The organism is Rhodococcus sp. A14 (genome assembly GCF_011603105.1).
In the GTDB taxonomy this organism is placed as follows: Bacteria; Actinomycetota; Actinomycetes; order Mycobacteriales; family Mycobacteriaceae; genus Rhodococcus_F; species Rhodococcus_F opacus.
The window spans coordinates 117,428-143,761 of the sequence record NZ_JAAOQS010000009.1 but is presented as its reverse complement, the minus strand read 5'-3'; the positions used below and the strand labels follow the sequence as shown (position 1 = coordinate 143,761).

The 26,334-nt window shown below is 68.3% G+C and carries 23 protein-coding genes; 15 read left to right on the top strand and 8 right to left on the bottom strand.

Going from position 1 to position 26,334, the window contains the following annotated elements:
- The 3 genes from G9373_RS07995 to G9373_RS07985 form a co-directional block, all read left to right on the top strand.
- The coding region (locus G9373_RS07995) for an acyl-CoA dehydrogenase family protein (protein WP_277346546.1) at window positions 1-287 on the top strand (287 nt) is incomplete at its 5' end.
- The gene (fabG, locus tag G9373_RS07990) at window positions 284-1,042 is read left to right on the top strand and encodes a 3-oxoacyl-ACP reductase FabG (protein WP_133985096.1); all 759 of its coding nucleotides are present in this window, start codon (window positions 284-286) and stop codon (window positions 1,040-1,042) included. The genes G9373_RS07995 and fabG, both read left to right, overlap by 4 nt.
- Window positions 1,043-1,045: 3 nt before the next feature.
- Window positions 1,046-2,035 carry an NADPH:quinone oxidoreductase family protein gene (locus G9373_RS07985; protein WP_065492167.1) on the top strand — a complete coding sequence of 330 codons (990 nt, stop codon included), beginning with the start codon at window positions 1,046-1,048 and terminating at the stop codon, window positions 2,033-2,035.
- Here G9373_RS07985 and G9373_RS07980 read toward each other — a convergent pair.
- Window positions 2,032-2,490, bottom strand: coding sequence for an SRPBCC family protein (locus tag G9373_RS07980; protein WP_005569501.1), 459 nt, complete (start codon window positions 2,488-2,490; stop codon window positions 2,032-2,034). The genes G9373_RS07985 and G9373_RS07980 overlap by 4 nt on opposite strands.
- Before the next feature lie 119 nt (window positions 2,491-2,609).
- On the opposite strand from G9373_RS07980, the gene G9373_RS07975 reads away from it, so the two are divergent.
- From G9373_RS07975 to G9373_RS07960, 4 genes are all read left to right on the top strand, one after another.
- Window positions 2,610-3,230, top strand: a complete 621-nt coding sequence (locus G9373_RS07975) for a TetR/AcrR family transcriptional regulator (RefSeq protein WP_005261343.1) — start codon at window positions 2,610-2,612, stop codon at window positions 3,228-3,230.
- A gap of 99 nt (window positions 3,231-3,329) precedes the next feature.
- Window positions 3,330-4,541 (top strand): acyl-CoA dehydrogenase family protein, encoded by a 1,212-nt coding sequence (locus G9373_RS07970; RefSeq protein ID WP_005569503.1) that lies wholly within the window; start codon window positions 3,330-3,332, stop codon window positions 4,539-4,541.
- Window positions 4,538-5,563, top strand: a complete 1,026-nt coding sequence (locus tag G9373_RS07965; protein WP_120660468.1) for a phosphotransferase family protein — start codon at window positions 4,538-4,540, stop codon at window positions 5,561-5,563. The genes G9373_RS07970 and G9373_RS07965 overlap by 4 nt, the downstream gene beginning before the upstream one ends.
- Window positions 5,560-6,297 (top strand): SDR family oxidoreductase, encoded by a 738-nt coding sequence (locus G9373_RS07960; protein WP_005261346.1) that lies wholly within the window; start codon window positions 5,560-5,562, stop codon window positions 6,295-6,297. Before G9373_RS07965 ends, G9373_RS07960 begins: the two co-directional genes overlap by 4 nt.
- Here G9373_RS07960 and G9373_RS07955 read toward each other — a convergent pair.
- Window positions 6,285-6,845, bottom strand: a complete 561-nt coding sequence (locus G9373_RS07955) for a hypothetical protein (RefSeq protein WP_005569507.1) — start codon at window positions 6,843-6,845, stop codon at window positions 6,285-6,287. The genes G9373_RS07960 and G9373_RS07955 overlap by 13 nt on opposite strands.
- Window positions 6,846-6,939: 94 nt before the next feature.
- Between G9373_RS07955 and G9373_RS07950 the strand changes: the two genes are divergently transcribed.
- Genes G9373_RS07950 through G9373_RS07925 form a run of 6 tightly spaced genes read left to right on the top strand, consistent with a single transcriptional unit; the run spans window position 6,940 to window position 10,750 of the window.
- Window positions 6,940-7,443, top strand: a complete 504-nt coding sequence (locus G9373_RS07950; protein ID WP_005569510.1) for a methylated-DNA--[protein]-cysteine S-methyltransferase — start codon at window positions 6,940-6,942, stop codon at window positions 7,441-7,443.
- Window positions 7,443-7,934 (top strand): sigma-70 family RNA polymerase sigma factor, encoded by a 492-nt coding sequence (locus tag G9373_RS07945; protein ID WP_167114558.1) that lies wholly within the window; start codon window positions 7,443-7,445, stop codon window positions 7,932-7,934. Before G9373_RS07950 ends, G9373_RS07945 begins: the two co-directional genes overlap by 1 nt.
- Window positions 7,931-8,533 (top strand): methylated-DNA--[protein]-cysteine S-methyltransferase, encoded by a 603-nt coding sequence (locus G9373_RS07940; protein ID WP_005569513.1) that lies wholly within the window; start codon window positions 7,931-7,933, stop codon window positions 8,531-8,533. Before G9373_RS07945 ends, G9373_RS07940 begins: the two co-directional genes overlap by 4 nt.
- Complete coding sequence (locus G9373_RS07935; protein WP_005569514.1) at window positions 8,530-9,240, top strand: 2OG-Fe(II) oxygenase; 711 nt, start codon at window positions 8,530-8,532, stop codon at window positions 9,238-9,240. Before G9373_RS07940 ends, G9373_RS07935 begins: the two co-directional genes overlap by 4 nt.
- Window positions 9,241-9,245: 5 nt before the next feature.
- Window positions 9,246-9,902, top strand: a complete 657-nt coding sequence (locus G9373_RS07930) for an alpha-ketoglutarate-dependent dioxygenase AlkB (RefSeq protein ID WP_043791252.1) — start codon at window positions 9,246-9,248, stop codon at window positions 9,900-9,902.
- Window positions 9,899-10,750, top strand: coding sequence for a DNA-3-methyladenine glycosylase 2 family protein (locus G9373_RS07925; protein ID WP_167114555.1), 852 nt, complete (start codon window positions 9,899-9,901; stop codon window positions 10,748-10,750). The genes G9373_RS07930 and G9373_RS07925 overlap by 4 nt, the downstream gene beginning before the upstream one ends.
- Here the strand turns inward: G9373_RS07925 and G9373_RS07920 are convergent.
- Together G9373_RS07920 and G9373_RS07915 are read right to left on the bottom strand one after the other, a co-directional pair.
- The gene (locus G9373_RS07920) at window positions 10,747-12,969 is read right to left on the bottom strand and encodes an MMPL family transporter (protein ID WP_167114552.1); all 2,223 of its coding nucleotides are present in this window, start codon (window positions 12,967-12,969) and stop codon (window positions 10,747-10,749) included. The genes G9373_RS07925 and G9373_RS07920 overlap by 4 nt on opposite strands.
- 83 nt (window positions 12,970-13,052) lie before the next feature.
- Window positions 13,053-14,588, bottom strand: coding sequence for a bifunctional 3'-5' exonuclease/DNA polymerase (locus G9373_RS07915; RefSeq protein WP_120660471.1), 1,536 nt, complete (start codon window positions 14,586-14,588; stop codon window positions 13,053-13,055).
- Between the two features lie 122 nt (window positions 14,589-14,710).
- Between G9373_RS07915 and G9373_RS07910 the strand changes: the two genes are divergently transcribed.
- Window positions 14,711-14,920, top strand: a complete 210-nt coding sequence (locus G9373_RS07910) for a hypothetical protein (protein ID WP_054245510.1) — start codon at window positions 14,711-14,713, stop codon at window positions 14,918-14,920.
- A gap of 1 nt (window position 14,921) precedes the next feature.
- Here G9373_RS07910 and G9373_RS07905 read toward each other — a convergent pair whose 3' ends face one another.
- On the bottom strand, window positions 14,922-16,265 hold the full coding sequence (locus G9373_RS07905) for a DUF3533 domain-containing protein (protein WP_120660472.1): 1,344 nt from the start codon (window positions 16,263-16,265) through the stop codon (window positions 14,922-14,924).
- 75 nt (window positions 16,266-16,340) lie between these two features.
- The gene (locus G9373_RS07900; RefSeq protein WP_120660473.1) at window positions 16,341-16,589 is read right to left on the bottom strand and encodes a phosphopantetheine-binding protein; all 249 of its coding nucleotides are present in this window, start codon (window positions 16,587-16,589) and stop codon (window positions 16,341-16,343) included.
- Window positions 16,590-16,735: 146 nt separating this feature from the next.
- Between G9373_RS07900 and entS the strand changes: the two genes are divergently transcribed.
- Window positions 16,736-18,001: an enterobactin transporter EntS gene (gene entS / locus G9373_RS07895; RefSeq protein WP_120660474.1), complete on the top strand. Its 1,266-nt coding sequence runs from the start codon at window positions 16,736-16,738 to the stop codon at window positions 17,999-18,001.
- 16 nt (window positions 18,002-18,017) lie between these two features.
- Here entS and G9373_RS07890 read toward each other — a convergent pair whose 3' ends face one another.
- Complete coding sequence (locus tag G9373_RS07890; RefSeq protein ID WP_037205606.1) at window positions 18,018-19,082, bottom strand: iron-siderophore ABC transporter substrate-binding protein; 1,065 nt, start codon at window positions 19,080-19,082, stop codon at window positions 18,018-18,020.
- Complete coding sequence (locus tag G9373_RS07885; protein WP_133985094.1) at window positions 19,079-26,164, bottom strand: non-ribosomal peptide synthetase; 7,086 nt, start codon at window positions 26,162-26,164, stop codon at window positions 19,079-19,081. Before G9373_RS07885 ends, G9373_RS07890 begins: the two co-directional genes overlap by 4 nt.
- Between the last annotated feature and the right edge of the window lie 170 nt (window positions 26,165-26,334).

Genomic DNA, 26,334 nt, shown 5'->3' with positions numbered 1-26,334 from the left:
CGGCGTATCTGATGGATACGGTGGGGAACAAGGAGGCGCGGACGGAGATCGCGGCGATCAAGGTGGCGGCTCCGAATATTGCGTTGAAGATTGTGGATCGGGCGATTCAGGTGCACGGTGGGGCCGGCGTCACCGACGACTTCCCCCTCGCCATGATGTACGCCCATCTGAGGACATTGCGTCTCGCGGACGGACCGGACGAGGTCCACAAGATGTCCATCGCGAGAAGAGAACTCCGCAAATACCGTACGAAGACCGAGAACAACCAGCATGGAGGAAACAAGTGAGCCAGGAACGTAGAACCGCCATCGTCACCGGATCGGCCCGCGGAATCGGCGCCGCCGTCGCGAAGCGGCTGGCCGACGACGGCTACGCGGTCGCCGTCCTCGACCTCGACGAGTCCGCGTGTGCCGGCACCGTCGACGCGATCACGTCCGCCGGCGGCGAAGCGCTGGCCGTGGGCGCGAACGTCGCCGACGAGGCCTCGGTCGCCGCGGCGGTCGAGCGAGTGGCGGCCGAACTCGGTGCCCCGACGATCCTGATCAACAACGCCGGGATCACCCGCGACAACCTGTTGTTCAAGATGACCGTCGACGACTGGGACGCGGTCATGAACGTGCACCTGCGCGGTGCGTTCCTGATGTCGCGGGCCGTGCAGAAGTACATGGTGGACGCCAAGTTCGGGCGCATCGTGAACCTGTCGAGCACCTCTGCGCTCGGTAACCGCGGGCAGGTCAACTACTCCGCCGCCAAGGCGGGCATGCAGGGCTTCACCAAGACGCTGGCATTCGAGCTCGGCAAGTTCGGTGTCACCGCGAACGCGATCGCGCCCGGCTTCATCGAGACCGAGATGACCGCCGCCACCGCCGAGCGGGTGGGTGTCGGCTTCGAGGATTTCAAGAAGGCGGCGGCGTCGCAGATCCCGGTGAACCGCGTCGGGCAGCCCGAGGACATCGCGCACACCGCGTCGTTCTTCGTCAGCGAGGGCGCCGGATTCGTCTCGGGGCAGGTCGTCTACGTCGCCGGTGGACCGAAGGACTGATCGATGAAGGCGTGGCGTGTACACGAATTGGGGCAGCCGAGGGACGTTCTGAAGTTCGAGGACGTCCCCGACCTCGAACCGAAGCCCGGGGAGTTGCTGGTCAAGGTGCTCTCGGCCGCCGCCAACTTCCCGGATGTGCTGTTGTGCCGCGGCGAGTACCAGATCAAGCCGCCGCTTCCGTTCACTCCCGGTGTGGAGCTGTGCGGCGAGGTGGTGGGTCTGGGCGAGGGTGTCACCGAGTTCTCCGTCGGTGACCGGGTGATCGGCATGCCGAGTCTTCCGAACGGCGGGTTCGCCGAGCTGGCCGTCATGTCCTCGGCCACAGCGTTCCCCGCTCCGGAGGCCCTCGACGACGCCGAGGCGTCGGCACTGTCGATCGGGTACCAGACGGGATGGTTTGCGCTGCACCGCAGGACGCAGATCCAGCCCGGTGAAACCCTGCTCGTGCACGCTGCGGCAGGTGGTGTGGGCAGCGCGGCCGTGCAACTGGGTAAGGCGGCGGGTGCGAAGGTGATCGGCGTCGTCGGCGGTCCCGAGAAGGCGGCCTACACGCGGGAACTCGGTGCCGACCTCGTGATCGACCGGCACAGCGAGGACTTCGTGCAGGCCGTGAAGGACTTCACGGACGGCCGCGGTGCCGACGTCGTGTTCGATCCGGTGGGTGGCGACTCCTACACGAAGTCGACCAAGTGCATCGCGTTCGAGGGTCGCATCATCGTGATCGGGTTCGCGAGCGGCACCATCCCGTCGCCCGGGCTGAACCACGCGCTGATCAAGAACTACTCGATCATCGGGCTCCACTGGGGGTTGTACAACGCCTACAACCCCGCTGCGATCCGGGAGTGTCACGAAGAGCTGACGAGGATGGCCGCGGCCGGCGAGATCAAGCCGATGATCAGCGAGCGGCTCGGGCTCACCGACGTCGCGGACGGCATCGCACGGCTCGGCGAGGGGACGACAGTCGGACGGCTGGCTTTCCTGCCCGGACGCTAGCGGTTGCGCTTCGCGTACAGCTCCTCGAGGTTGTGCCGCAAGGTCACCTCGGTGTTCTTCACGGCCGTTTCGACGAACGGTTCGACGATGAGACCGAGGGCCTTGCCGGTGAGGCCGCCGGGGAGTTTGTACGCGAAGTCCACGCTGATCTCGGTCTTGTCCTCACCGTGAGCGGTGAACTCCCAGGTCGAGGAGTTGGCGGCGCCGTCGAGCGACGCCAGGGTGATGACCCGGTCCTGCTCCCACTCGGTGACCTCGAGCCGCGACCGCAGGGTGCTGGGGCCGATGTGGATCGCGGCGTCGAACGTCGACTCCATCCCCTGGTCGAATTCCCCGATCGGACGGAACTCCGAGACCCCGAACATCCAGTCGGGGACCGTCCGGTAATCGTCGATGTACGCGAACGCCACGTGGATGGGGACGGCTGCGATCGCGGAGTGACGGACGTGGATCATCAGGTGGTCCCTGGCTCTCTGTCGGAGAAGGCTGTCGATCTGGGCGACCTCGTTCGACTCTAGTCAACTCCCGCGACCACAGCAGGGGAGCGGCGGGTATCTGTTCTACCGTAGGACCCATGACGATAGAGGGCACCCAGCGCGGCAGTTCCTGGCGTGAGTACACCGACCAGGGCTTGTCCAAGGTTCTGGCCGCGGCGCTGGCGGCGTTCGTCGAGAAGGGGTACGACGGGGCGTCGATCCGTGAGATCGCGTCACGCGCCGGTCTGTCGGTCCCCGGTCTCTATCACCACTACCCCTCCAAGCAGGCGCTGCTGGTGGGGCTGACGAACGCGGTGATGCGCGAACTCCTCGATCGCAGCCACGCGGCGGTGGCAGAGGCGGGCCCGACACCGGGCGAGCGGTTCGACGCGGTCATCGAGTCGCTGCTGCGGTTCCACATGTACCGGCGTGAACAGGCCTTCGTCGCGTCCCGGGAGACGCGGAGCATGGAACCGGAGAGCCGGAAGGCGTACATCGCGCTGCGCGACGAGCAGCAGGAGATGCTGGACGACATCGTCCGCGAGGGGGTGGCGGCGGGGTTGTTCCGGACGCCGTTCCCGGAGGACGCGAGCCGTGCCGTCGTCACGATGTGCGTCGCGGTGTCCACCTGGTACCGGGAGGACGGGCCGCTGTCGCCCGACGAACTGGTCGAGCGGTACCTGGCGATCGCGAGGAGCACGGTCGGCGCGTCCGACTGAGTCTTGACCGGCTTTCGAAGGTGTGGAATTGTCGGTGACGACTTCGACCGAGCGAGTGATCGGTCGGTACTGGAGTCGCCGTATTGACTGGAGGTAGTTGTGGCGATCGATCTGTCCTACGCACCCGAGGTGACCGCGCTCGTCGAGAAGACCGAGGCGTTCACCCGCGAAGTCGTGCTGCCCATCGAGGACGAGCACGGCGGCGACATCACCGCGGCCGGTGGCGACACCCTGCGCGTGGAGCTGCAGAAGGCAGCCAAGGACGCCGGAGTCTTCGCCCCGCACGCACCCGTCGAGTACGGCGGACACGGCCTGAACATGACCGATCGCGCGCCCGTCTTCGAGGCCGCGGGCTATTCGCTGTTCGGCCCGACCGCCCTGAACATCGGGGCCCCCGACGAGGGCAACGTCCACATGCTCGCGCACATCGCCAGCCCGGAGCAGAAGGAGCGGTTCCTCGCCCCGCTCGCGCACGGCGACATGCGGTCGGCGTTCGCCATGACCGAGCCGTCGCCCGGAGCCGGCTCCGACCCCTCGGCACTGACCACGCGCGCCGAGAAGGTGCCGGGCGGGTGGAAGATCAACGGCCACAAGTACTTCATCACCGGAGCCGACGGCGCGGGATTCTTCATCATCTTCGCGCGCACGTCCGGCGTGCCCGGCGACCGCGGTGGTGCGACGATGTTCCTCACGCCGGCCGACGCCGAGGGGCTGAGGGTGGGTCGTCACATCGACACCCTGGACCGGGCGATGATCGGTGGGCACTGCGAGGTGTTCTTCGAGGACCTGTTCGTCGCCGACAGCGGGGTTCTCGGCGAGGTGGACCAGGGATTCGCCTACGCCCAGGTCCGGCTCGGGCCCGCCCGGATGACGCACGTCATGCGGTGGCTCGGTGCGGCGCGGCGCGGCCACGACGTCGCCGTGGCACACGTCGCGCAGCGTGAGGGTTTCGGAGGCAAGCTGGGTGATCTCGGCATGGTCCAGAAGATGATCGCGGACAACGAGATCGACATCGCCGCCACCCGCGCACTGTTGACGCGGGCGTGCTGGGAACTCGATCAGGGCGGCCACGCGAGCAACTCCACGTCCATCGCCAAGACCTACGCCTCCGAGGCCATCTTCCGCATCGTCGACCGCTCAATCCAGATGTGCGGCGGTCTCGGCGTGTCCGGTGACCTGCCCCTCGCTCGGCTGTCCCGCGAGGTGCGACCGTTCCGTGTCTACGACGGACCGTCCGAGGTGCACCGCTGGGCCATCGCCAAGCGTGTCGTCGGTGCTGCGAAGAAGGCCGCGCGGGAGGCGGGCGCATGACCGAACATCGGGGACTCGATCTCGTTGCGCTGCGGAAGTTCCTGTCCGAGTCGGACGTTCCTCTCGCCGGTGAGTTGCGGGCCGACCTGATCTCGGGCGGCAAGTCCAACCTCACGTACGCCATCTTCGACGACTCCTCGCGGTGGGTGCTGCGAAGGCCGCCCACCGCGGGGCTCACACCGTCGGCGCACGACGTGGCCCGCGAATTCCGCATCACCTCGGCGCTGCAGGGCACCGACGTCCCGGTGGCCGCCACCGTCGCATTGTGCGAGGACGACAGTGTGATGGGCGCGCAGTTCACCGTGGTGGAACACGTGACGGGCCAGGTGATCCGGACCAAGTCGGATCTCGAGGCGCTGTCCGACGACGACATCGACTCGTGCACCGACGAACTGGTCCGCGTGCTCGGCGCTTTGCACAACGTCGACTACGACGCCGTCGGCCTGGGCGAGCTCGGCCGCCCGGACGGGTACGTGGCCCGGCAGGTCACGTTGTGGGCGAGCCAGTGGGGGCGAGTGAAGACGACGGACTCCGCGGACGTCGACCGCCTGCATGCCGCGCTGGTCGAATCAATTCCGCAGCAGTCGGAATCGTCGATCGTGCACGGCGACTACCGCATCGACAACACCATCCTCGCGGCCGGCGACGTGAGCACCGTTGCGGCGGTCGTCGACTGGGAACTGTCGACCCTCGGCGACCCGCTCACCGACGTCGCCCTGATGTGCGTCTACCGGCATCCGGCTCTCGACCTGGTGCTCGGCGAACCGGCGGCCTGGACGAGCCCGCGACTGCCGTCGGCGGACGATCTCGCGCAGCGCTACACCGTGGCGTCGGGGCGCGAACTGGTCCACTGGAACTTCTACCTGGCGCTCGCGAACTTCAAACTCGCCGTGATCGCCGAGGGCATCAACCACCGCTACCGTGTCGGCGCCACCGTCGGAGAAGGTTTCGACAAGGCAGGCGACGCGGTGCCCGAATTCGTCGCGGCCGGCCTGCGCGCCCTGAAAGGACAGACCGTATGAGTCGCACCGCACTGATCACCGGCGCCTCGCGTGGCATCGGACTCGGCATCGCCACCCGTCTCGCCGAACAGGGGTACGGGCTGACGATCACCGCCCGTGATCGTGATCGGCTCGAGTCCGTGGGCGCCGACCTGCGGACCGCGGGCGCGAAGGACGTCGTCGTGGTCGCCGGTGACCTCGCCGACGAGGAATCTGCCGGACGCGTCGTCGAGGCGCACACCGACGCCTACGGTTCGCTGAACGCGCTGGTGCTCAACGCCGGGGTGGGAACCGCGGGCCCCATCGGCGAGTTCCCCATGCGCCGATTCGACAAGAGCCTCGGAGTCAACCTGCGGGCGCCGTTCAGCCTTCTGCAGCAGTCGCTGCCGCTGCTGCGTACCGGTGCGGCGGAGAACCCGGGACGCGGGTCCAAGGTCGTGGCCCTGGCATCGATCACCGGCGTGTACGCCGAGGCAGGGCTCGCCGTCTACGGGGCGACCAAGGCCGCGCTGATCTCCCTGACGGAGACGCTGAACGTGGAGGAGTCGGGCAACGGAGTCTCCGCGACCGCGCTCGCCCCGGCGTACGTCGACACCGACATGTCCGCCTGGATCCACGACACGATCCCGCCCGAGGCGATGATCGAGGTCAACGACATCGTCGAACTCGTCGACGCCCTGCTGCGGCTGTCGTCGCGCGCGGTGGTCCCGAAGATCGTCGTCGGACGCGCCGGAACGGACGGCTACCGCGCGTAGTCGTCGTCCTCCTGGGCCTCGCCACGCTTGCGGAAGAACTTGAAACCGGGGACGCCCTGGATCGCCTGACGCACGCCCTGGACCTCCTCGAGGAGTTGGTGGATCTCCGGCGACACGGTGTCCAGGGTCGCCAGGATCGGCATCAGCCCCTCCATGCGCAGGGTCAGCTCGGGCAGGTGGTCCACCAACCCGATCGCGGCGTGAATCTCCTCCTCGGTGAGGTCGTCGACGAACCGCTGCGCCAGTGGGGCGGCCTTCGTCGCCAGCGGCTCGTACAGACCGATGAGAGTCTGCGCCGACGCGGATGTGTGCCCTGCCGTGGCGACGACGGTCGCCGCCGATTCCGCAACCGCGTTCGCCCTCGCCACGGCGATCTCGGCGCCGTCGCTGATTGCCTCGATGCGGGAAATCAGCACCTCGACCTGGTCCAGGAGGGTGCCGATCCGGCCGGGAAGGGAGACGACGAGTTCAGCGGTGTCCGCCGACCACCGGGCGATCCCGGTGACGGTACGCACCAGGTCGCGGGTGCCGAGTTGTACGAGAGCCATCGGCCCATCCTGCCTGATGCATTTCGCACCTCACGTTTCGGTCGTGGCAGACGTCTACCTTTCAGAGGCCCGTACACCTGGAAGGATTGGCACCGTGAATGCCGACCGAGCAGCACACACAGTCATCGATTCACCGATCGGCCCCCTGACGCTGGTGAGCGTCGACGGGGTGCTGAGCGGCATCTACATGGTCGAACACCGGCATCAGCCGAATCCCGCGACGTTCGGGGAGCGCGACACCGCAGGTTTCGACGAGGCCGTCACCCAGCTCACCGAATACTTCGACGGCAGGCGCACCGACTTCACCGTCCCGCTCGCCGCGCGGGGCACGCCCTTCCAGCAACGGGTGTGGGACGCCCTGCGCACCATCCCGTACGGCGAGACGTGGACGTACGGTCAGCTGGCCGACTCCCTCGGCACCCCGACTGCGGTTCGCGCGGTGGCGGCGGCGAACGGCAGGAATCCGATCAGCATCATCGTCCCGTGCCACCGTGTCATCGGGAGCAACGGCAACCTGACGGGGTATGCGGGCGGGCTCGAGCGCAAACGGTTCCTGCTCGAACGCGAAGCGGAACGGGCGGGACTCCGGCTGAGCTGATGACCCTGAAGCCGTTCGAAGACATCGTGGCCGAGCACGGGCCGACGGTCCTGCGGGTCTGTCGGGCCGTGGTCGGTCCGGTGGACGCCGAGGACGCCTGGTCGGAGACCTTCATCGCCGCGATGCGGGCGTACCCCGACCTGCGTCCCGGGAGCAACGTCGAGGCATGGCTGGTGACCATCGCGCACCGGAAAGCGCTCGACCACATTCGTGCGCGCGACCGGCGGCCCGTCCCCACCGACGCGCTTCCCGAGCAGACGACCGACCGCGGACTCCCCGGCGGTCACGACCCCGAGTTGTGGAACGCGGTCGGCGCCCTGCCGATGAAGCAACGGGCGGCGGTGGCGTATCACTACCTGGCCGGGCTGCCGTACGCCGAGATCGCGGTGATCCTGAGCAACTCCCCGGACGCGTCGCGACGGGCCGCCGCCGACGGGATTGCGGCGCTACGCAAGACCCTCTCGATCTCTGTGAGTGGAGACATCACATGAACATCCCCGACATCGTCTACGCCCTGTCCACGTCGGACTCCGCGGTCGAGCAGAATCTGCGTGAGCGGCTCGCCGCCCTCGCCGCCGAAGCAGGGCTCCTCGACGTCGCGTACCGGACCCTCGACACCCCCGTCGGTTCGCTTCTCCTCGCCGCCACCGATCGCGGGCTGGTACGGGTCGCCTTCCCCAGCCAGGATCACGACGCCGTACTGCAGACCCTCGCCGAGCAGATCAGCCCCCGGATCCTGCGCGCACCGGCCCGGCTCGACCGGGTGGCCCACGAGATCGACGAATACTTCCTCGGCGAGCGCACGAGCTTCGACGTTCCGCTGGACTTCAGGCTGTCCAAGGGATTTCGGCTCGAGGTACTTCACCATCTTCCCGAGATCGACTACGGACACACCGCCAGTTACGCCTCGGTCGCGGCGGCCGCGGGCAGCCCGAAGGCAGTGCGCGCGGTCGGAACCGCCTGCGCCCTCAACCCGCTCCCCGTCGTGATTCCCTGCCACCGGGTGGTCCGCAGCGACGGCAGCATGGGCCAGTACGCGGGTGGGCCGGAAGCCAAGTCGATTCTGCTGACATTGGAGGCAGCGGCATGACTACCTTGACGCAACGCGTGAACGACCTCGATTGGCAGGGTCTCCACGGCGAGACCGACGCCGCGGGATGCGCGCAATCCGAGCAGATCCTGACGGCCGAGGAGTGCGGGCAGATCGCGGACATGTACGAGGAGGTCGAGCGTTTCCGGTCCACCGTCGACATGGCCCGGCACCGTTTCGGCTCGGGACAGTACCGGTACTTCGACCACCCGCTACCGGAGGTCGTGGCCGAACTCCGTGCCGCCTTCTACCCGAAACTTCTTCCCGTGGCACGGGACTGGGCGACCAAGCTGAGGAAGCCCGCGCCGTGGCCGGACACCCTCGACGAATGGCTGGACATGTGCCACGACGCCGGCCAGAAACGGGCGACACCCATCCTGCTCAGCTACCGCGCGAACGACTGGAACGCTCTGCACCGCGACCTCTACGGTGACCTGGTGTTCCCGTTGCAGGTAGTGATCGGCCTCGACCGCCCGGGAGTGGACCACGAGGGCGGGGAATTCATGCTCGTCGAGCAGCGACCCCGCGCCCAGTCCCGGGGCACGGTGACGACGCTGCAGCAGGGTCATGCGCTGATCTTCACCACCAGGGACAGGCCCGTACGCTCGACCCGCGGTTGGTCGACGGGACCGGTACGACACGGTGTCAGCACCGTTCGGCGCGGCACCCGCCGGACCCTCGGCCTGGTCCTGCACGACGCCGAGTGACCGTGATGTCCGCGTTGATACCCCGGCCCCGAACTGTGGTGGCGCCCGGCGCCGTCCACGTCCCCGACTGGCTCACGCCGGAGGAGCAGCGCCACCTGGTGGCCGAATGCCGGCGCTGGGCCACCGCACCGGTCCCGATGCGGGCCGCGCAACTGCCGACGGGGCATCGCATGTCGGTGCAGACGGTGTGCCTCGGCTGGCACTGGAAGCCGTATTCCTACTCGCGCACCGCCGAGGACGCGGGCGGCGGCCGTGTCGCGCCGGTTCCCGGCTGGCTGGTCGAACTCGGCCGGCGAGCGGTGAGTGAGGCCTACGGGAAGCCCGCCGACGGGTACACACCCGATGCCGCGCTGATCAACTTCTACGACGACACCGCGAAGATGGGCATGCACCAGGACAAGGAGGAGCGGTCCGATGCGCCCGTCGTGTCGTTGAGCATCGGCGACACGTGCACGTTCCGCTTCGGCAACACTGCCACCCGCACGAAGCCGTACACCGATGTCGAGTTGCTGTCGGGCGACCTCTTCGTGTTCGGTGGCGAGTCCCGGTTCGCATATCACGGAGTGCCGAAAGTGTTTCCCGGCACGAACGATCCGGACTGCGGACTGACAACGGGCCGACTGAACATCACGCTGCGGATGACGGGACTCGAGGACGCATGAGAGTGCAGCTGCCGTACCGGGGCCCGTTCACCCATGCGCCGTTGTGGGGCGCGCTCCGCGCCCACACCGTGTCCGGCCTCGAGCGACACGACCCCGACGGAACCCACACCCGGGTGGTGAACGGTCCGCACGGGCCCGCGCTGGTGTCCGTTATCGTCCGTCCCGCCGACGGGGACGTCGAGGCGCACCTGACACCGGCGGATCCCGGAGACATCGAAGCGCTGACCGCCGCGGTCCGGCGCTGGCTCGACCTCGACGCGAATCCGCTGCCGATCGACGCCGCGTTGAGCCGTCACCCGCAACTGGCTCCGCTGGTGGCACTACGACCGGGTCTGCGGCGCCTGGGGAGCGTGGACGGGTTCGAAACGGCGGTTCTGACCGTTCTCGGACAACAGGTTTCGCTGGCAGCAGCCCGGACGTTCGGCAGCCGGCTCGTGTCCGCGTACGGTCGGCCCGTCCACAACGGATTCTTCGCGTTTCCCGAACCGGAGACGCTCGCGGCGCTCGCACCCGAACAGTTGCGCTCCACCCTCGGTCTCACCGGCGCCCGGGCCAGGACGGTGCTCGCGCTGGCCGAGGCCGCGTCCGACGGTCTGCGCCTCGACGCGGACACCGACCCGGCCGAGTTCCGGGCCAGTCTGCTCGCACTGCCCGGCATCGGCCCGTGGACGGCGGACTATCTGACGGTGCGGGTGCTGGCCGACCCGGACGCGTTCACACCCGACGACCTCGTCCTCAAACGTGCGCTGGAGGTCAGGACCGGCAGGCAGGCAGCGGAACTCGCCGAGTCGTGGCGACCGTGGCGGGCCTACGCGCTGTTCCACCTGTGGACCGACGAAGCGTATTAGTCCTTGGCTTTCGCCAGCGCCGACGGCCACCAGATCTTCTTGCCGATGTCGTGGGAGAGCGCCGGGACGAGGATGCTGCGCACGATGATCGTGTCGAGCAGCACGCCGAACGCGACCGCGAAACCGACCTCGGCGAGAAACACCAGGGGCAGCACGCCCAGTACCGCGAACGTCGCGGCGAGTACGACACCGGCCGACGTGATGACGCCACCGGTCACTGCCAGTCCCCGCAGCACACCGGATTTGGTGCCGTGTTCCTCGGTTTCCTCGCGGACCCGGGTCATCAGGAAGATGTTGTAGTCGATGCCGAGCGCCACGAGGAACACGAACGCGAACAGCGGGAACGCCGGATCTGCGTTCGCGAAATGGAAGACGTGGGTGAAGAAGAGTCCGCACACCCCGAGGGTGGCCGCGAACGACAGGACCACGGTGGCGATGAGGATGATGGGTGTGAGCAGGGCGCGGAGCAGGAGGGCCAGCACGACGAAGATGACGACGAGAACGATCGGGATGATCAGGTTCCGGTCGTGCACCGACGCCGTCTGCACGTCGAGAGTGGTTGCCGTGCTGCCGCCGACGAGCGCATCGGCACCGGGTACGGCGTGCGCCGCGTCGCGCAGTCGCTTCACCGTCTCGAGGGCTTCCGGGGAATCGTACGAGTCGGCGAGTGTCGCGTTGACGACCATGCGCCCGTCGATCGGTGCGGCCGTGAGGAAGTCGGGTGCGCACCCCTGCCCGGCTGCCGAAGCCACCGCGGCCGGGTTGGACTTGACGAGTGCGGACAGCTTCTCGACGTCGACCTGCGGGCACACCGCGCCGGGATCCGTGGACACGCCGTCCACACCGCTCACGGCTGTGATGACCGCCTCCGTCTGATCGGCATTGGTGACGATGACGGCGGGCGCGCCGGCGCCCGGATCGAATTTGGAGTCGTACAACTCCTGACCGACGACGGCGTCGGGGCGGTTGGTGAAGTTTTCCGACGACGACAGCCCGTCCGTCTTCAGACTGCCGATGCCGACCAGGAACAGCACGGCCAGAAGCACCGTCGTACCGATCCAGAGGGGGCGGTCCTTGCTTCCGACCTGGGCGGCGATCTTGCCCCACAGGCCGTGCGTGGTGAGGTCGGCGGCCTCGTCCAGCTTGGGTTTCCGCGGCCAGAACACCCACCGTCCCGCCGCGGACAGCGCGACGGGCAGGAACGTCATCATCACGAGGTACGTGCACGCGATGCCGATCGCGGCGACCGGCCCGAGGCTCTTGTTGGAGTTCAGTTCGGAGAACGTCAGGCACAGCAGACCGAGGATGACGGTGACCGCCGACGCCGTGATGGCGGGGGCGGATTCCTTCCACGCCTTGACCATGGCGTCGAACCGGCTGGGATAGAAGTGCAGTTCTTCCCGATATCGGGAGATCAGGAGTAGCGCATAGTCGGTGCCCGCACCGATCACGAGGACGAACAGGATGCCCTGACTCTGTCCGGTGAGCGTGAGCACCTCGGCCTTGGCGAGGAAGTAGATGACCATCGACGCCAGGCCGAGCGCGAGCAGTGCCGAGAAGAGCGGGAAGAACCACAGCACGGGGGAGCGGTAGACCACCAGCAGGATCAGGACCACCACGAGCAGGGCGGCGCCCAGCAGTGCACCGTCGAGCCCGGCGAACGCGTCGATGAACGCCACCAGCAGACCACCGGGACCGGCAGGGAGCACCTCGAGCCCGGCGGCCGCGTTCTTCGCGGCGGTGAGGACGTTCTCCTCGGTGGCGGCGAGCACATCGCCGGCGACCGCCGTGCCGTCCTCCTTCGCGACGAGGGGAACGAAGATCGATGCCGTGGTGCCGTCTTGGGAGAACTGTGTCTGGGACATGCCTTCGGCGTCGACCCCGTCGACTGCCGCGATGGCGTCACGTGCCTGGGCGATGGCGGTCTTGTCCTGCTCGGTGAGCGGGGCGTCGCTGTGGAACAGCACGAAACCGGGGATCGTTTCGACGGTGAGGAACTTGGACGATTCGTTGGTGACGATCGTCGATTCGGCGGAACTCGACAGGTAGGCGGCGTTGTCGTTCTTCTGGACCTCGGTGAGCTTGCCCTGGAAGGAACCCCCGAATCCGCCCGCGAAGAACGCGATGATCGCGATGGCCACGATGGTGAACGCAGGCCAGCGGAACCTGCGCGGCGTCTCGCCGCTGGTGCTCGAGTCCGTCGAATCCAGCTTCGTCATGGGTTCTCCTTCGCCGCCCCCGCCAGCAGTGCGTCCCAGTACACCATGTCGAGCGCACCGGCGACACCGGAAATCCGCGCGCGTCAGGCCTCGTCGGAGGTTTCGGCGTAGCAGTCCCGCACCGCCACATCCATCGGGAACCGCACTCGCGTCTCGCCGAACAGCAACCGGGTGGCTACCTCGACCGCGCCCAGAACGTGCCGTGTCGCCGACTCGGGGTCCCGGGTATGCACCATCACCTCGTCGTGCTGGAAGAAGACGAGTTCGCTGTCCGGGTCGTCGGCCAGCCGGCGCCGCAGGTCCGCGAGCACGCACAGTGCCCACTCGGATGCCGTGGCCTGCACCACGAAGTTTCGGGTGAACCGGCCGCGGGAATGCGCGTCGCCGTGCGACCAGAAGTCGGGGGACGGCGGCGGGCACGCCCGGCCGAGCCACGAGTGCACGACCTCGCCGCGTTCACCGGCGCGGGCCGCCCTTTCCACATATTCGACGGCGACGGGAAAGCGGGTGCGCAGCAGGGTGAGCAGCGAACGGGCCTCGCCCGCGGTGGCGCCGTACAGAACACCGAGGATCGCGACCTTGGCCTTGCCGCGGTCGCCGTCGAACGTCTCCGCCGCGACCGGTGCATACAGGTCGTCGGCGCCCGCCGCGGCGACCATGCGGGCGTCACCCGACATGGCGGCCAGGATGCGGGGTTCGAGTTGGCCGGCGTCGGCGATGACGAACGTATGACCCGGGTCGGCGATCACGCTCGACCGCAGCGGTTTCGGAATCTGCAGTGCGCCGCCGCCGCGGCTCGCCCAGCGGCCGGACACCACGCCGCCGGGAACGTAGACGGGCCGGAACCGGTCGTCGCGGACCCAACTGTCCAGCCACTGCCAGCCGTTCGTGCTGAACAGCTTGGACAGATCGCGGTGGCGCAGCAGCAGCGGCACGGCGGGATGATCGACCTCGCGGAGCAGGTGTTTGCGGGTCGACGCGAGTTCGATGCCCTCACGGCGAAACGCGTCGACCACCTCGACGTGGGACGCCGGGTTGATGCGACGGCCGAACGCCGACCCGATCTCCACAGTCACGTCCTGGATGCGCTGAGGCAGGTCGTACCCGGCAGGCCGCGGCCCGAGCGCCGCCTCGAGGAAGGCGCGATGGGTACGGGTGGAGAATGGCAGGCCGTCGACACTCATCTCCGCGGCGGCCAGCGCGCCCGCGGACTCGGCCGCCACCAGCAGGTCGAGCCGTGCATCGTCACCGATCGTGTTCCGCTGTTCCGCGAAGTCCGCCACCACTTGCGCCGGATCCGTGGTGGGTGCGGTCTCGAACAGTCCGGGGCGTTCGTCGACGGGTTCGTCCGGCGGCGGCGCGGGAACACCGTCGCGCATGCTGAGGATGGCGTGGGTGAGCACGAGGTCCTGGCAGCGCTGCACCCGCACCCCCGCCTTCAGCAGCGCCGGATAGACGGCCGCGGTACTCGTCCAGACCCAGCGGGGGTGCTCGGTCGCCTCGATGTCGCGGACCGCGGCCACGGCGTCGGAGTGTCGACGTGGGGACTCGACCGGAACGCCCGTGGGATCGGTGCGAACGGTCGTCGCGCCACCGTCGGCGTCGGGAACCAGGACCATTCTCACGGGCCCAGTCTGCTCTGCGTCACCGACAGTCGATAATCCGCCGCCGGACGAGGGCAAATCCGCAGGTCGGCACTACACTGAACGCAGACGCTTCTCGCCGGAAGGAGGGGCATCCGATGGCAACCATCGAAGAGTTCGAGCAGACGGTGACCGACAAGGTGATCGCCGGACTGCACGACAAGTTCGCCGACTACGAGCGCCGCGGAGTCGGACTCGCCGAACTCGGCGACCCCGATCGGTTCGTCGAACGGATCCTGGCGGCGGTGCCCGCCCCGCATCCCTGGTACGAACAGTTCGGCGCGGCCTGGTCGTCCGCGCCCGCGTGACTCACGCCCCGGCTGCGTCCACCGGTTCGGGTTCGGTCTGCGCCTTGTGGCGGCGATGCAAGCCCTTGCGGTCGTAGAAACGGGTGATGACGGCACCGAAGACGAGGCCGATGAGGAGGCCGGCGAGGGTCATCCACACGGCGTGGATGAGCCCCGCGTCGCCCGCCGCGCCGAAGAACATGATGGCGCGCACCCCGATGTAGATCTGGTGCATCGGTTCGAACTCACCGAGCCAGGTGTACAGGCGCGGCGCGGCCTCGAGCGGGATCGTGCCGCCCGACGAGGGCAGCGCCAGGACCACGAAGACCAGCAGGTTGATGAGCAGGCCGAGGTTGCCGAACGCGGCCATCACGGACATCGCCGTGATCCCGACCGCGGCGATCGCGAAGGCGCCGTATTCCCACAGGGCGAGCGGATCGGTGATCGGCAGGCCGAGGGCCGAGCTGATCCACAGGTACAGACCCGACACGATCATCGCCAGCACAACCATCACCGCCCACTTGATGAGCAGGGTGTTGAAACGTGAGATCGGGACCGCCTCGTTGTGGAGGTACAGCGGCCCCACCTCGGTCGGAGTGAATCCGAGCATGCCGTCGATGAGGGTGCTCGCGATGGTCGCACCGGTGAAACCGGCCAGGACGATCAGGAGCGCGTAGTAGAACGCCGCCAAGCCGAAACCGGTGCCGTCGGGCAGCGGGTTGTGGGCCACGACCCGCACGTCGATGGGGTCGTCGAGCACGAGCCGGCTGGCCCCCGACAGTTGGAGGTCGGGGGCTGTCGCCTGGAGTTGCTGCGTCACCTGGGTGGTGAGTTGCTCGCCCATCGTCTGATTGGCCTTGTCCAACGCCATCTCCCCGATGTTCTGGACGAGGTTCGCACTGATCGTGCCCGCGCGGGGGTTCGTGTAGATCGTGATCACCGGACGTTCGACGTCTCCGGGAATCACGCCGGCCTGGGCGAGGATGAACGTGCGCTTCGTGAAGTCGCTCGGTATGACGATCGCACCGTAGATTTCCCCGTTGTCCAGTGCGGACTGGGCCTGGGCGATTCCGATCTGCCGAAGTTCGACCTTGTCCGGATCGACACCCTCGACGAGCCCGGCGGCGATCTGGTCGCCGAAATTCTGCTGCTGCGGCGGGTTGGAATTGGGCGTGGTGTCGCCCTCGTCCTGATTGACGAGCGCGATGGGGAAGTGGTTGAGGTGCTTGGGGGGATTGAGCATTCCACCCATGTACAGCGCGGCCAGCAGGGACATGACGACGGAGACGAGGAGCAGGGGAGCTATCCAGAACCGTGGTGTCCGGAGCACGCTCATCCTGTCTGCACCGCTGGTTTCGTGAGCCATGTCCCCTCGCATCCTCCCGTGTCCGCGCCGACCCTGGGATCGACCAGCCGGATCAAGAGTAGGCGGTGGGACCGCTCAGCGTGCTGCCGTCACCTCGAACCAGGCGTCGAGCGTCGGCTCACCGACGAGGTCCACGAGATCCACCTGGACGCCGTCTGCCCGCCATCGTTCGACCAGCGCCATCACGCGCACGGAATCCATTCCCTCGTCGAGGAGGTTCGCGGAATCGTCGATCTCGGCGACCGGGACGCCGAGCACGTCGGCTACGTCGGCGCGGATTCGGTCGCGGGTCGGAACTGTGCTGGGAGCGGAACTCACTATCATCCTCCGGTGCCTCGGTCGAACCACGGCCCGTTGAGCCGATTCGACGACATGGGGTAGGTTGCTGGGTTAGTGAAGCCTAAGCATAGTTGCTCTCCGCGCGAACGGCGAAACGGAGAGCTGTTGCAACCGAATGTGAATGGATGACAATGGCTGGATTATCGCGATACGCAATCGACTTGACGCCTCTACGGACGAGTCGCGAGTTCCGATACATCTTCACTGCCCGCACGATCTCCATCTTCGGTCTGGGTCTGCTCCTGGTGGCGGTGCCGCTGCAGGTGTACGACATGACGAATTCCACACTGGCAGTGGGCGCGGCGAGCATCGTCGTGGGCTCCTCGGTGTTCATCGGCACCCTGTTCGGCGGCGTGATCGCCGACCGGTACGACCGCCGACCGGTCATCTCGCTCGCCCGTGCCGCAGCGGGGCTGGCCTTCGCGATCCTCGCGGTCAACGCGTTCCTCCCCACACCCCAGTTGTGGATCATCTACCTGTGTGGCGTGATCGAGGGCCTCGCCGGCGGCATCTCCGCGACCGCGCTGATGGCGGTGATCCCGTCGCTGCTCCCCAAGGACAAGATGGCCGCCGCGGGTGCCCTGATGACCGTGATGGCCGACCTCGGCACGGTCGCGTCACCGGCCATCGGCGGTGTGATCATCGCGGCGACATCCGTGGGCACCAACTACGTTCTGGCCGCGGTGTCCTCGGGAATCACCGCGTACTGCATCGCCAGGCTGCCGTCGCTGCCGCCGCCGGTCAAGAACACCGAGAGTCCGCTGCGGTCGATCGCCAGCGGCTTCACCTATGCCGCCAAGGACTCCGTGGTCGGTGGGACGCTTCTGGTCGGCTTCTGCGCCATGATGCTGACCGGTTGGAACGTGCTGCTGCCCGCCTACGCCAGCCAGGTCCTCCACGCCGGACCGGCGGCCACCGGACTGCTCTACAGCGCCCCCGCCGTCGGCGCCCTCACCGGATCACTCACGAGTGGCTGGACGGGGACTGCGCGTCGCGGTGGCCTGATCGTGTTCCTCGCGGCCATGATCGCGTCGGCCGGGCTGATCGGCGTCGGCGCCGTCCCGATGATCGCGGTCACGTTCCTCGGGCTCGCCGCGCACGGATTCGGCCGCGTCCTCGGTGACATCCTGCGGTACGCGGTCATCCAGACCGAGACCCCCGAGGAGTACCGCGGACGCGTCGCCGGTGTGTGGGGCGCCCAGATCTCCACGGGCTCGGCTGCCGGAGCGCTCGTCGCCGGTGCCGTCGGCGCCGCGGTGGGTCCGCGTGAGGCGTTCCTCCTCTACGGGGCGGGCGGCATCGTGGTGCTGGCGGTTCTCACACTGACCTTGAAGGGGTTGCGCACCTACAGCAGTGCCGCTGCCGAGGAGGACGACCTCTCGGCAGCGGCGCAGTGACGCTGTCAGGTGGAAACTAGCTGGCCTGAGCGTTGTTCGCGGCCTGTGACAGCTGCGGGAGCAGCTTGTCCAGCAGCCACGGCATGCTGAGCACGTTCGGTGAGCTCGACGCGAACACCAGCGGCGGGTCGGTCAGACCCAGGTAGGCGTTGTCGCGCACGGCCTTCATCCCGGCGAACAGCGGATTCGACTGGACCTCGTTCTGCAGCTCCTGCGACAGGTACCAGGCGAGCAGCACGTCCGGGTTGTACGTCGGCAGCAGTTCCAGGCTGACGGGGGCCGCGAACTTGGTCTGGTCACTGCTCTCGCGCAACTGCTGGGCGAGCGGATCGACCGTGAAACCGAGGCTGGCCAGCATCTTCAGGCGAGGATCGGTGTCGAAGTAGAAGTTGTACGACCCCGGCTCGGTGCCGCTACCGAATGCCACCGTCTTCCCGGCGAACTCGGGGTGCTGCGACTTCGCCTGCGCGAGGGTGTCCTGCGTCTGGGTCACCAGTGCCTCGGCCTGTGCCGACCGGCCGAGGGCCTTGCCGACGGTGGTGATCTGGTCTTCCCAGCTGGTGGCCCAGCGACGCTCCGGGTAGGCCACGGTGGGGGCGATGGCCGAGAGCTTGTCGTACTGCTCCTGGTTCACGCCCGAGTGCACGGCCAGGATCACGTCGGGGGCGAGTGCCGCGATCTGCTCGTACGGCATCTCCTTGCTCGACGCCGTCAGCAACGTGGGTTCCGCGTTCGGGTCGAGCTCTTCGAGTTTCGCCCGCGACCACGGCAGCAGGCCGTCGTCGGTTCCCGTGTCCGACTTCATGTTCTGCACGGCGACGGGCACGACGCCGAGCGACAGTGCCGCGTCCTCGCTGCCCCAGCCGAGCGTGACGACACGTTCCGGGGCCTCCGTGATCTCCGCGGTGCCGAGCGCCGACGGAATCGACACGGGGAAGGCCGACGCGTCGGCCTGTCCGGTGGTGGATCCCGCCGCGTCGGTCGAGTCGGAATTCGACTCGCTGCAGGCACCCGCGAAGAGCGCGGTTGCCGCCATCATCACGATTCCTGCTCTACGCCAGTATCTTCCGGACGTTTTCATCGATCTCCCTGTTCTTTGTTGATGGGGTTCATGCGCGAGCCGAACGAGGCGAGGGCCTCGTTCACGACGGAGCCGACTTCGCCGATCCAACGGGGCTGAGTCATGTCCTTGTGCTCGCAGTCGAGGTCGTGGTTGACGATGCTGCCGGTCAGGTAGGGCCGCCACAAGTCGTACGTCGCCGCGGTCGCAGGATTCCTGGCCGCAGTGAAGAAGAGCATGTCGGAGTCCACGACGATCTGTGAGGGTTCGGATTCGAGGCGCACGGCGTTCGCGAAGTTGTCGATCATCGCAGCCGGTGTGTGCTCGTTTATCCCGGCGAGCGCGCTGCCCTCGCCGCGCAGGATGTCGATCACCTGCTGCCGGTCGAGTCCATCCGCGAGGAGCGGTTCCGGGTCGTAGCCGACCATGTAGAGCAGCGCGGCGAGCGCGTCCTGCTCCGTCGGCATCGAGGCCCACGCGTCCGACGGGAAGGAGTCGAGCATGACGAGCATGCCGAGTTCCTCCCCCTGGTTCTGCAATGCACCGGCGATGGCGTGCGCGACGACGCCGCCCAGCGACCATCCGAGGAGGTGGTAGGGGCCCTTCGGCTGCACGGTCCGCATGTGCTCGATGTACTCGGCGGCCATGTCCTCGAGCGTTTCCGGCGGCCGCGTGGACGTCGACAGGTTGGAGGCCTGCACGCCGTACAACGGGTAGTCGTCGTCGATGTGCCGCAGCAGGCCCGAGTAGCCCCAGCTGATTCCACCGGCGGGGTGGAGGCAGAACACCGGCGGCTCGGACCCCTCGGTGCGGAAGGGCAGCAGGACGGCCAGCGCGTCGGCGTCGTGATCGTCGTCGAGACGGCCGGCCAGCTGGGCCACCGTCGGCGCCGCGAACAGCGAGGCCACCGTCGCGGTGACGGACAGCCGCTTCGAGATCGCGCTCATCAATCCGGCCGCCATCAGCGAGTGTCCGCCGAGGTCGAAGAAACTGTCGTCGATGCCGACCCGCTCGATACCGAGAGCCTCGGCGAACAACTGGCACAGCACCTCTTCGCGCGCCGTGCGCGGACCCCGCTCGGACACCTGCAGTGACAGGTGCGGAACGGGAAGCGACGACTGGTCGAGCTTGCCGTTGGGGAGGGTGGGGAACTCGTCGACGGCGATGAACGCAGCCGGGATCATGTAATCCGGCAGCCTGCTGGCGGCGCGGCGGTGCAACTGGTCGGGGTCGATCCGGCCGCCCGGCACCGACGTGGCGTACGCGACCAGCCGCTGATCGCCCGGGCGGTCCTCGCGGACCACGACGACGATGTGCTCGACGTCCGGGTCACCGGACAGCACGGCCTCGATCTCGTTGAGTTCGATGCGGAATCCGCGCATCTTGACCTGCGAGTCGGCGCGGCCGGTGAAGTAGATCTGACCGTCCCGGCCCCACCACACCACATCCGACGTCCGGTACATGCGACTGCCCGGCTCGGCGAACGGGTCGGCGATGAAACGTTCCGCCGTCTTGGCGCTCTGGTTGCGGTATCCCCGGGTGACGCTGTCGCCCGCGAGATACAGCTCGCCGGACACGCCCGGAGGCACCGGCCGCAGCGCGTGGTCCAGCACGTACGCGTGCTTGCCCGGATCGACGACGCCGATGGGGACCGGACCTTCGTGTCCCGGTTCGACGAGAGCCAGGGTGGCGTTGACCGTGCACTCGGTCGGTCCGTACGCGTTGAACAGCCGGCGTCCGGGTGCGTACCGCTCGATCAGCTGGGGTGTGAGCTTCTCGGCACCGAGCATCAGGTCGACGCCGTCCGGGATGGGATGCTCGGGCGGGAACGCGGCGGCGAAAGATGGTGGCACGCCGACGAAGTTCACGTCGTGTTCGTTGATGACGCGGGCGAGCGGCTCACCGGGGATGCGGTCGGCGTCCGTCGCGACCACCAGCGTTCCGCCCGAAAGCACGCCCCACATGATCTGCCAGAATGCGAGGTCGAAGCTGATGGACGAGAAGTGGAGCGCACGAGTGTTGTGGTCCATGCCGATCACGTCCGACTGCAGCGACAGCAGATCCGCGATGCCCAGGTGGGGAACGACGACGCCCTTCGGCACCCCCGTCGATCCGGACGTGTAGATGAGATACGCGGCGTCGTCGAGTTGCAGCGGCCTGCTCCGGTCGGCGTCTGTGGGGCCGGTGACCGGCTGGGCGTCGATCAGGGCCTGCAGGTCCGGATCGTCCAGGTCGAGAATGGGCACGTCGGTGCCCAGCGGGGTGCGGTCGGGCACACCGACGGAGGACGTGAGGATCGCGACCGGTGCGCCGTCGGCGAGCATGTGCGCGATCCGGTCGGCCGGGTAGGTGGGATCGACGGGGAGGTATGCGGCACCGCTCTTCAGCACGGCGAGAACGCTGACGATCAGCTCGGCGGAGCGGTCGAGTGCGAGCGCGACCACGTCACCGGGGCCGGCACCACGCGAGATCAGCAGGTGGGCAATCCGGTTCGCCCGTTCGTCGAGCTGCCGGTAGGTGAGGGAGACTGCGGGCCGCACGCTCGCGCCGACGGCGAGGGCCTCGGCGTCGGGCGTCTGCGCCACCTGCGCGGAGAAGTACTCGTCGAACGTGCGGGCCGGGATGGAGTGCTCCGTGTGGGACCATTCGCCGAGCACCCGTTCCCGCTCCTGCGGGGTCAGGATGTCGAGCCGGGCGATCCGCTGCTCGTGGTTCTCGACGAGCCGCTCGATCACCACGGCGAGGCGGTCCGCGAAGGATTCGACGGTCGCGGCATCGAAGAGTTCGGTGGAGTACTCGAACGTCACGTCGACCCCGCCGCTGTCCGGACGTTCCTGGAAGCGCAGCGCCAGATCGAATTTCGCGGTCGTCGCGTCGAGCATCCGCACCGAGGCGGTGGTCGCGTCGAATCGCTCCGCCGCACCGTCCTGCTTCCAGTGCGACAGCATCACCTGGAACAGGGGGTGGCGGGCCGACGACCGTGGGGGATTGACGAGTTCCACGATCCGGTTGAACGGCACGTCGGCGTGGTCGACGGCGTCGAGGTCGACGGCCCTGACCCGGTCCAGCAGTTCGTCGAACGTCGGGTCGCCCGACACGTCGGTCCGCAGGACCACGGTGTTGACGAAGCAGCCCACCATGGCGTCGAGGTCGGGATGACTGCGACCGGCGACGGGAACGCCGAGGGCGATGTCCTCGCCGGCGCCGAGCCTTTCGAGCAGCACGGCCACGGCGGCGTGGACGATCATGAAGAAACTCGCGCGCCGCTCGGCGGCGAGCGACTCGACGGCCGCGTGCAGCGACGGCGACAGCGTGCGGTGGACGCTCGCACCGCGGTTGGTGGGCAGGGCCGGTCGGGGGCGGTCGGTGCGCCAGCCCAGTTCGAGCGGCAGACCGGCGAGTTGCTCACGCCAGTAGTCGAGCTGGCCGGTCAGCAACGGGGTCGCGTCGTCGCCGGCGCCGGCGCCGATGCGTTCGCGCTGCCACACGGTGACGTCCGGGTACTGCAACGGCAGCGGCGTGAACTCCGGTGTCCGTCCGGTGCGGCGGGAGTTGTACGCGAACGCGAGATCGTCTAGGAGTTTCGACTGCGACCACTCGTCGCCGATGATGTGGTGCATCAACAGGACCAGTGTGTGCTGCGGTTCGTACAGCACCGCGCGCAGCGGCGGCTGGTCGGTGAGCCCGAGACCCACCGTCGTCATCGCCGCGATGTGTCCCTCGATGTTGCCGACGTTGTCGACTCGTTCGAGCCGGACCTTCGCGTCTCCGGCGGGAAGGACGACCTGGTGGGGCACCGAGTCGACGAGGGGGAACACCGTCCGCAACGACTGGTGCCGGGTCACGACGTCCGCGAGCGCCGCTGACAGGGCGTCGGGTTCGAGGCCTTCCCCGAAATCGACGGCCAGCGCCAGCAGGTACGTTCCGCCGCCGGCCGCGCTGTCGAGGAACCACAGGCGTTCCTGCGCGGGCGACAACGGCACCGGCGTGCCCTCGGGGAGGCCCCGCGGGGACGGCCTGCTCGCCGACACCGGCTCGCCGGCATCCTCCAGTTGCGCGGCCACGGCAGCCACGGTGGGATTCTCGAAGACCGTCGCAACCCGCAGCGGCACACCCAGTTCCGCGGTGATTGCGGACACGAGAGCGGCGGCGAGGAGGGAGTTCCCGCCGAGTGCGAAGAAGTCGTCGTGGACGCCGACCTGCTCGGCGCCGAGCCCCGAGGTGAACAGGGGGAGGATCCGGGCTTCGGTGTCGGTCCGCGGTGTGTCGCCGGCCTGTCCGAGCCAACGGGGGGCGGGCAGCGCGTCCTTGTCGACCTTGCCGTTGTGGGTCAACGGCAATCGGTCGAGCATCACCAGTGCGGACGGCGTCATGTACCCGGGGAGGGAGCGGACCAGGTGCGCCCGCACCTGCTCCTCGACGGCGTCGTGCTCGCCGCCCGGCCGGGGAACGACGTATCCGACGATGCGCTGGTCGCCGCCGGCCCGCTCGTGCACCGTGGCCACCGCCGCCTGCACGTCGGGCACCGCGGTCATCGCGGCGCCGATCTCGCCGAGTTCGACACGGTAACCGCGCAATTGGATCTGGTCGTCGATCCGGCCGTGGTAGTGGAGCGTGCCGGTCGCGTCGTACCGTGCGAGGTCGCCGGTGCGGTACATGCGCGTCCCGCCGGGGGCGAACGGGTCGGCGACGAACCGTCCCGACGTCAGGCCGGGACGCCCGAGGTAGCCCGGGGACAGTCCGGGACCGGACACGTAGATCTCGCCGGTCACGCCGGGCGGCACCGGACGCAGGCCCGGCCCGAGGACATACGTGCGGAGGTCGCCGAGCGGAACCCCGATGTCCACCACGTCGGCGGCAGTGACCTTCGTGGCGGTGACGTGCACGGTGGTCTCGGTGATTCCGTACATGTTGACCAGTTCGGTTCCCGCATCCGGACCGGTCGCGGCGAACCAGGCGCGCAGGACGGCGGGGTCGAGAGCCTCACCGCCGAACACGACGTACCGCAGTCGCAGTCGGTCGAACGAGTCCGCGCGGACGAGGGCGTCGACGAGATGCCCGAACGCGGACGGCGTCTGGTTCAGCACCGTGACACCCTCGTCGACGAGGAGCGCGGCGAGGTCGGCCGGTGACGTCAGGGTGGCCTCGTCGACTGTGACGAGGCGGCCGCCGTGCAGCAGCGCGCCCCAGATCTCCCAGACGGAGAAGTCGAACGCGTACGAGTGCAGCAGGGGCCAGCAGTCGTCCTCGGTGAACGTGAACCATTCGCGGGATACGTCGAACAGCCGCAGCACGTTACGGTGCGGAATCGGAACGCCCTTGGGGACGCCGGTGGATCCGGACGTGTAGATGATGTACGCGATGTCGTCCGCCTGCACGGCGTTCTCGAGTTCGCCGGACTCGGACTGTGCCGAGTCCTCCTCGACTCGCGGGAGGTCGCCGAGCAGGTCGGCGGATCCGATTCCCAGCGACGGCTGCGTGTCCCGCAGGATGAACCGCGCGCGTTCGGCCGGGGAGGACGGATCGATCGGCAGGTAGGTCGCGCCGCTGCGGAGAATCGCGAGGACAGCGACGATCAGATCGGTGCCGCGGGGGAGGCTGACGGCCACGACCGTGCCGCGGCCGGCGCCGGCCGACCTCAGTTGCCGGGCCAGGGCGGCGCTGCGATTCGAGAGGTCCCGGTACGTCAGATCGTTCACCGCGACGCGGTCCGGGTGGGCGCGCACCTGCGCGAGGAAGGCGGAGACGATGCTGTCCGGAAGCGCCGCTGCGGTGCCGGTGGTCTGGTCGAGGCCGGCCGCCGACCGCCACAGGTCCAGTTCGTCCGGAGCGCAGACGTCGACCACGGAGACGGGTTCAGCTGTCACGGAGATGGTTCGGAGGTAATGCGCGAATCGGTGTGCGTGATCCCGGATCTCGTCGTCCGTGTAGACCTCGGGATTTCCGGCCCATTCGAGGGTGAGCTCGTCCCCGGCACCCGAGACGGAGATCACCACGTCCTCCACCGGACCGGTGGCGAGCTGATGCACCGCCCCGAACGTGGGACCGAAAGCGATTCTGGCGGCGAACGGTTTGACGTTCACCACCGCTCCGCCGGTGGCGCGGCTCCCGGCGTCCCGGACGCGCTGGAACGGACGCGTCTCGGACAGTGCGGCGGCCACTCTGCCGATCACGTCGGCGAACGTCGGTCGCGCGTCGAGCGGAATGCGGAGCGGCACAATGTTCGTGGCCGTCACTGGCGACGTCAGCTCGATCCCGTTGCGGGCGAGCACCGGAACCCGGAGCGTCACCTCCTCCGCTCCCGTGTGGGCGCCGAGGTAGGCGGCCGCGGCCGCATAGACCGCCTCGGCCCACGTCGTCGCCTGCGCGGTGGCCGCCTCGCGCAGGGTCTTCGCCACCGCGGGCTCGATCGCGAGCGTGCAGCGATGCGGGTCGGGGACGGGCCGGCGCACGGTGTCGCTGAATCCGGCCGGACGGGAAGCGTCGTGCGGCGCGTCGATGTCGGGGGTCGCGGCATCGAATTCCCGTGCCGCCTGGACGTGCGCCCGCAACGAGGGGAACTTGGCGGGCCGGGGTTCCGTGCCCGCGAGCCGGGCCGCGTACAGCGCCGCGACGCGGCGGGTGAGCAGCGAATACCCGTAGGCATCGAGCAACACGTGCGGGGCGCGGAGGTACCAGAGCACACCGGATTCGGTCGTGATCAGTGCCGTACGCACGAGGGGAGCGGAGTCGAAGTCGAGCGGTCGGCGCACGTCCTCGCGCATCCACTCCAGGGCTGCGGCCCGGTCGCGTTGGAGACGTTCGAGTTCGGGGGCGTGGCGACGATCGTGCACCTGGACGACGTCGGCCGAATCGGCACCGGGTTCGGCCTCGAATCGGACCGAGAGCACCTCGGCCTCCTCGATCACCGTGCGTACCGCCGCGCCGAGGGCGTCGATGTCGACGGGGGCGGCGACCTCCACGTATTCGGCCGTGGTGAACGCCGATCGGGTCGGGTCGAGAAGGTGCCCGGCCCAAAGTTCGCGCTGGGCGGCGGTCAAGCAGATGTCGGCCGTGTCCTCCCCGGTCTGCGGGGTGGACGGCGACGAGATCGAAAGGGACATCGAACAGGCACTCCTGATGCTTTCGGCTTTCGGGCGTGGGGATTCCGGGCTTTCAGCTACTCGGCGTGTCAGGTTAGCCTAACCACATCGATTGTGGTGATCCGACTGCCGACGCGCACCGGCGCAGGCCTCGGAACGAAGCGCTGCGCCGGAGTGGGGTCTTCGGGTCG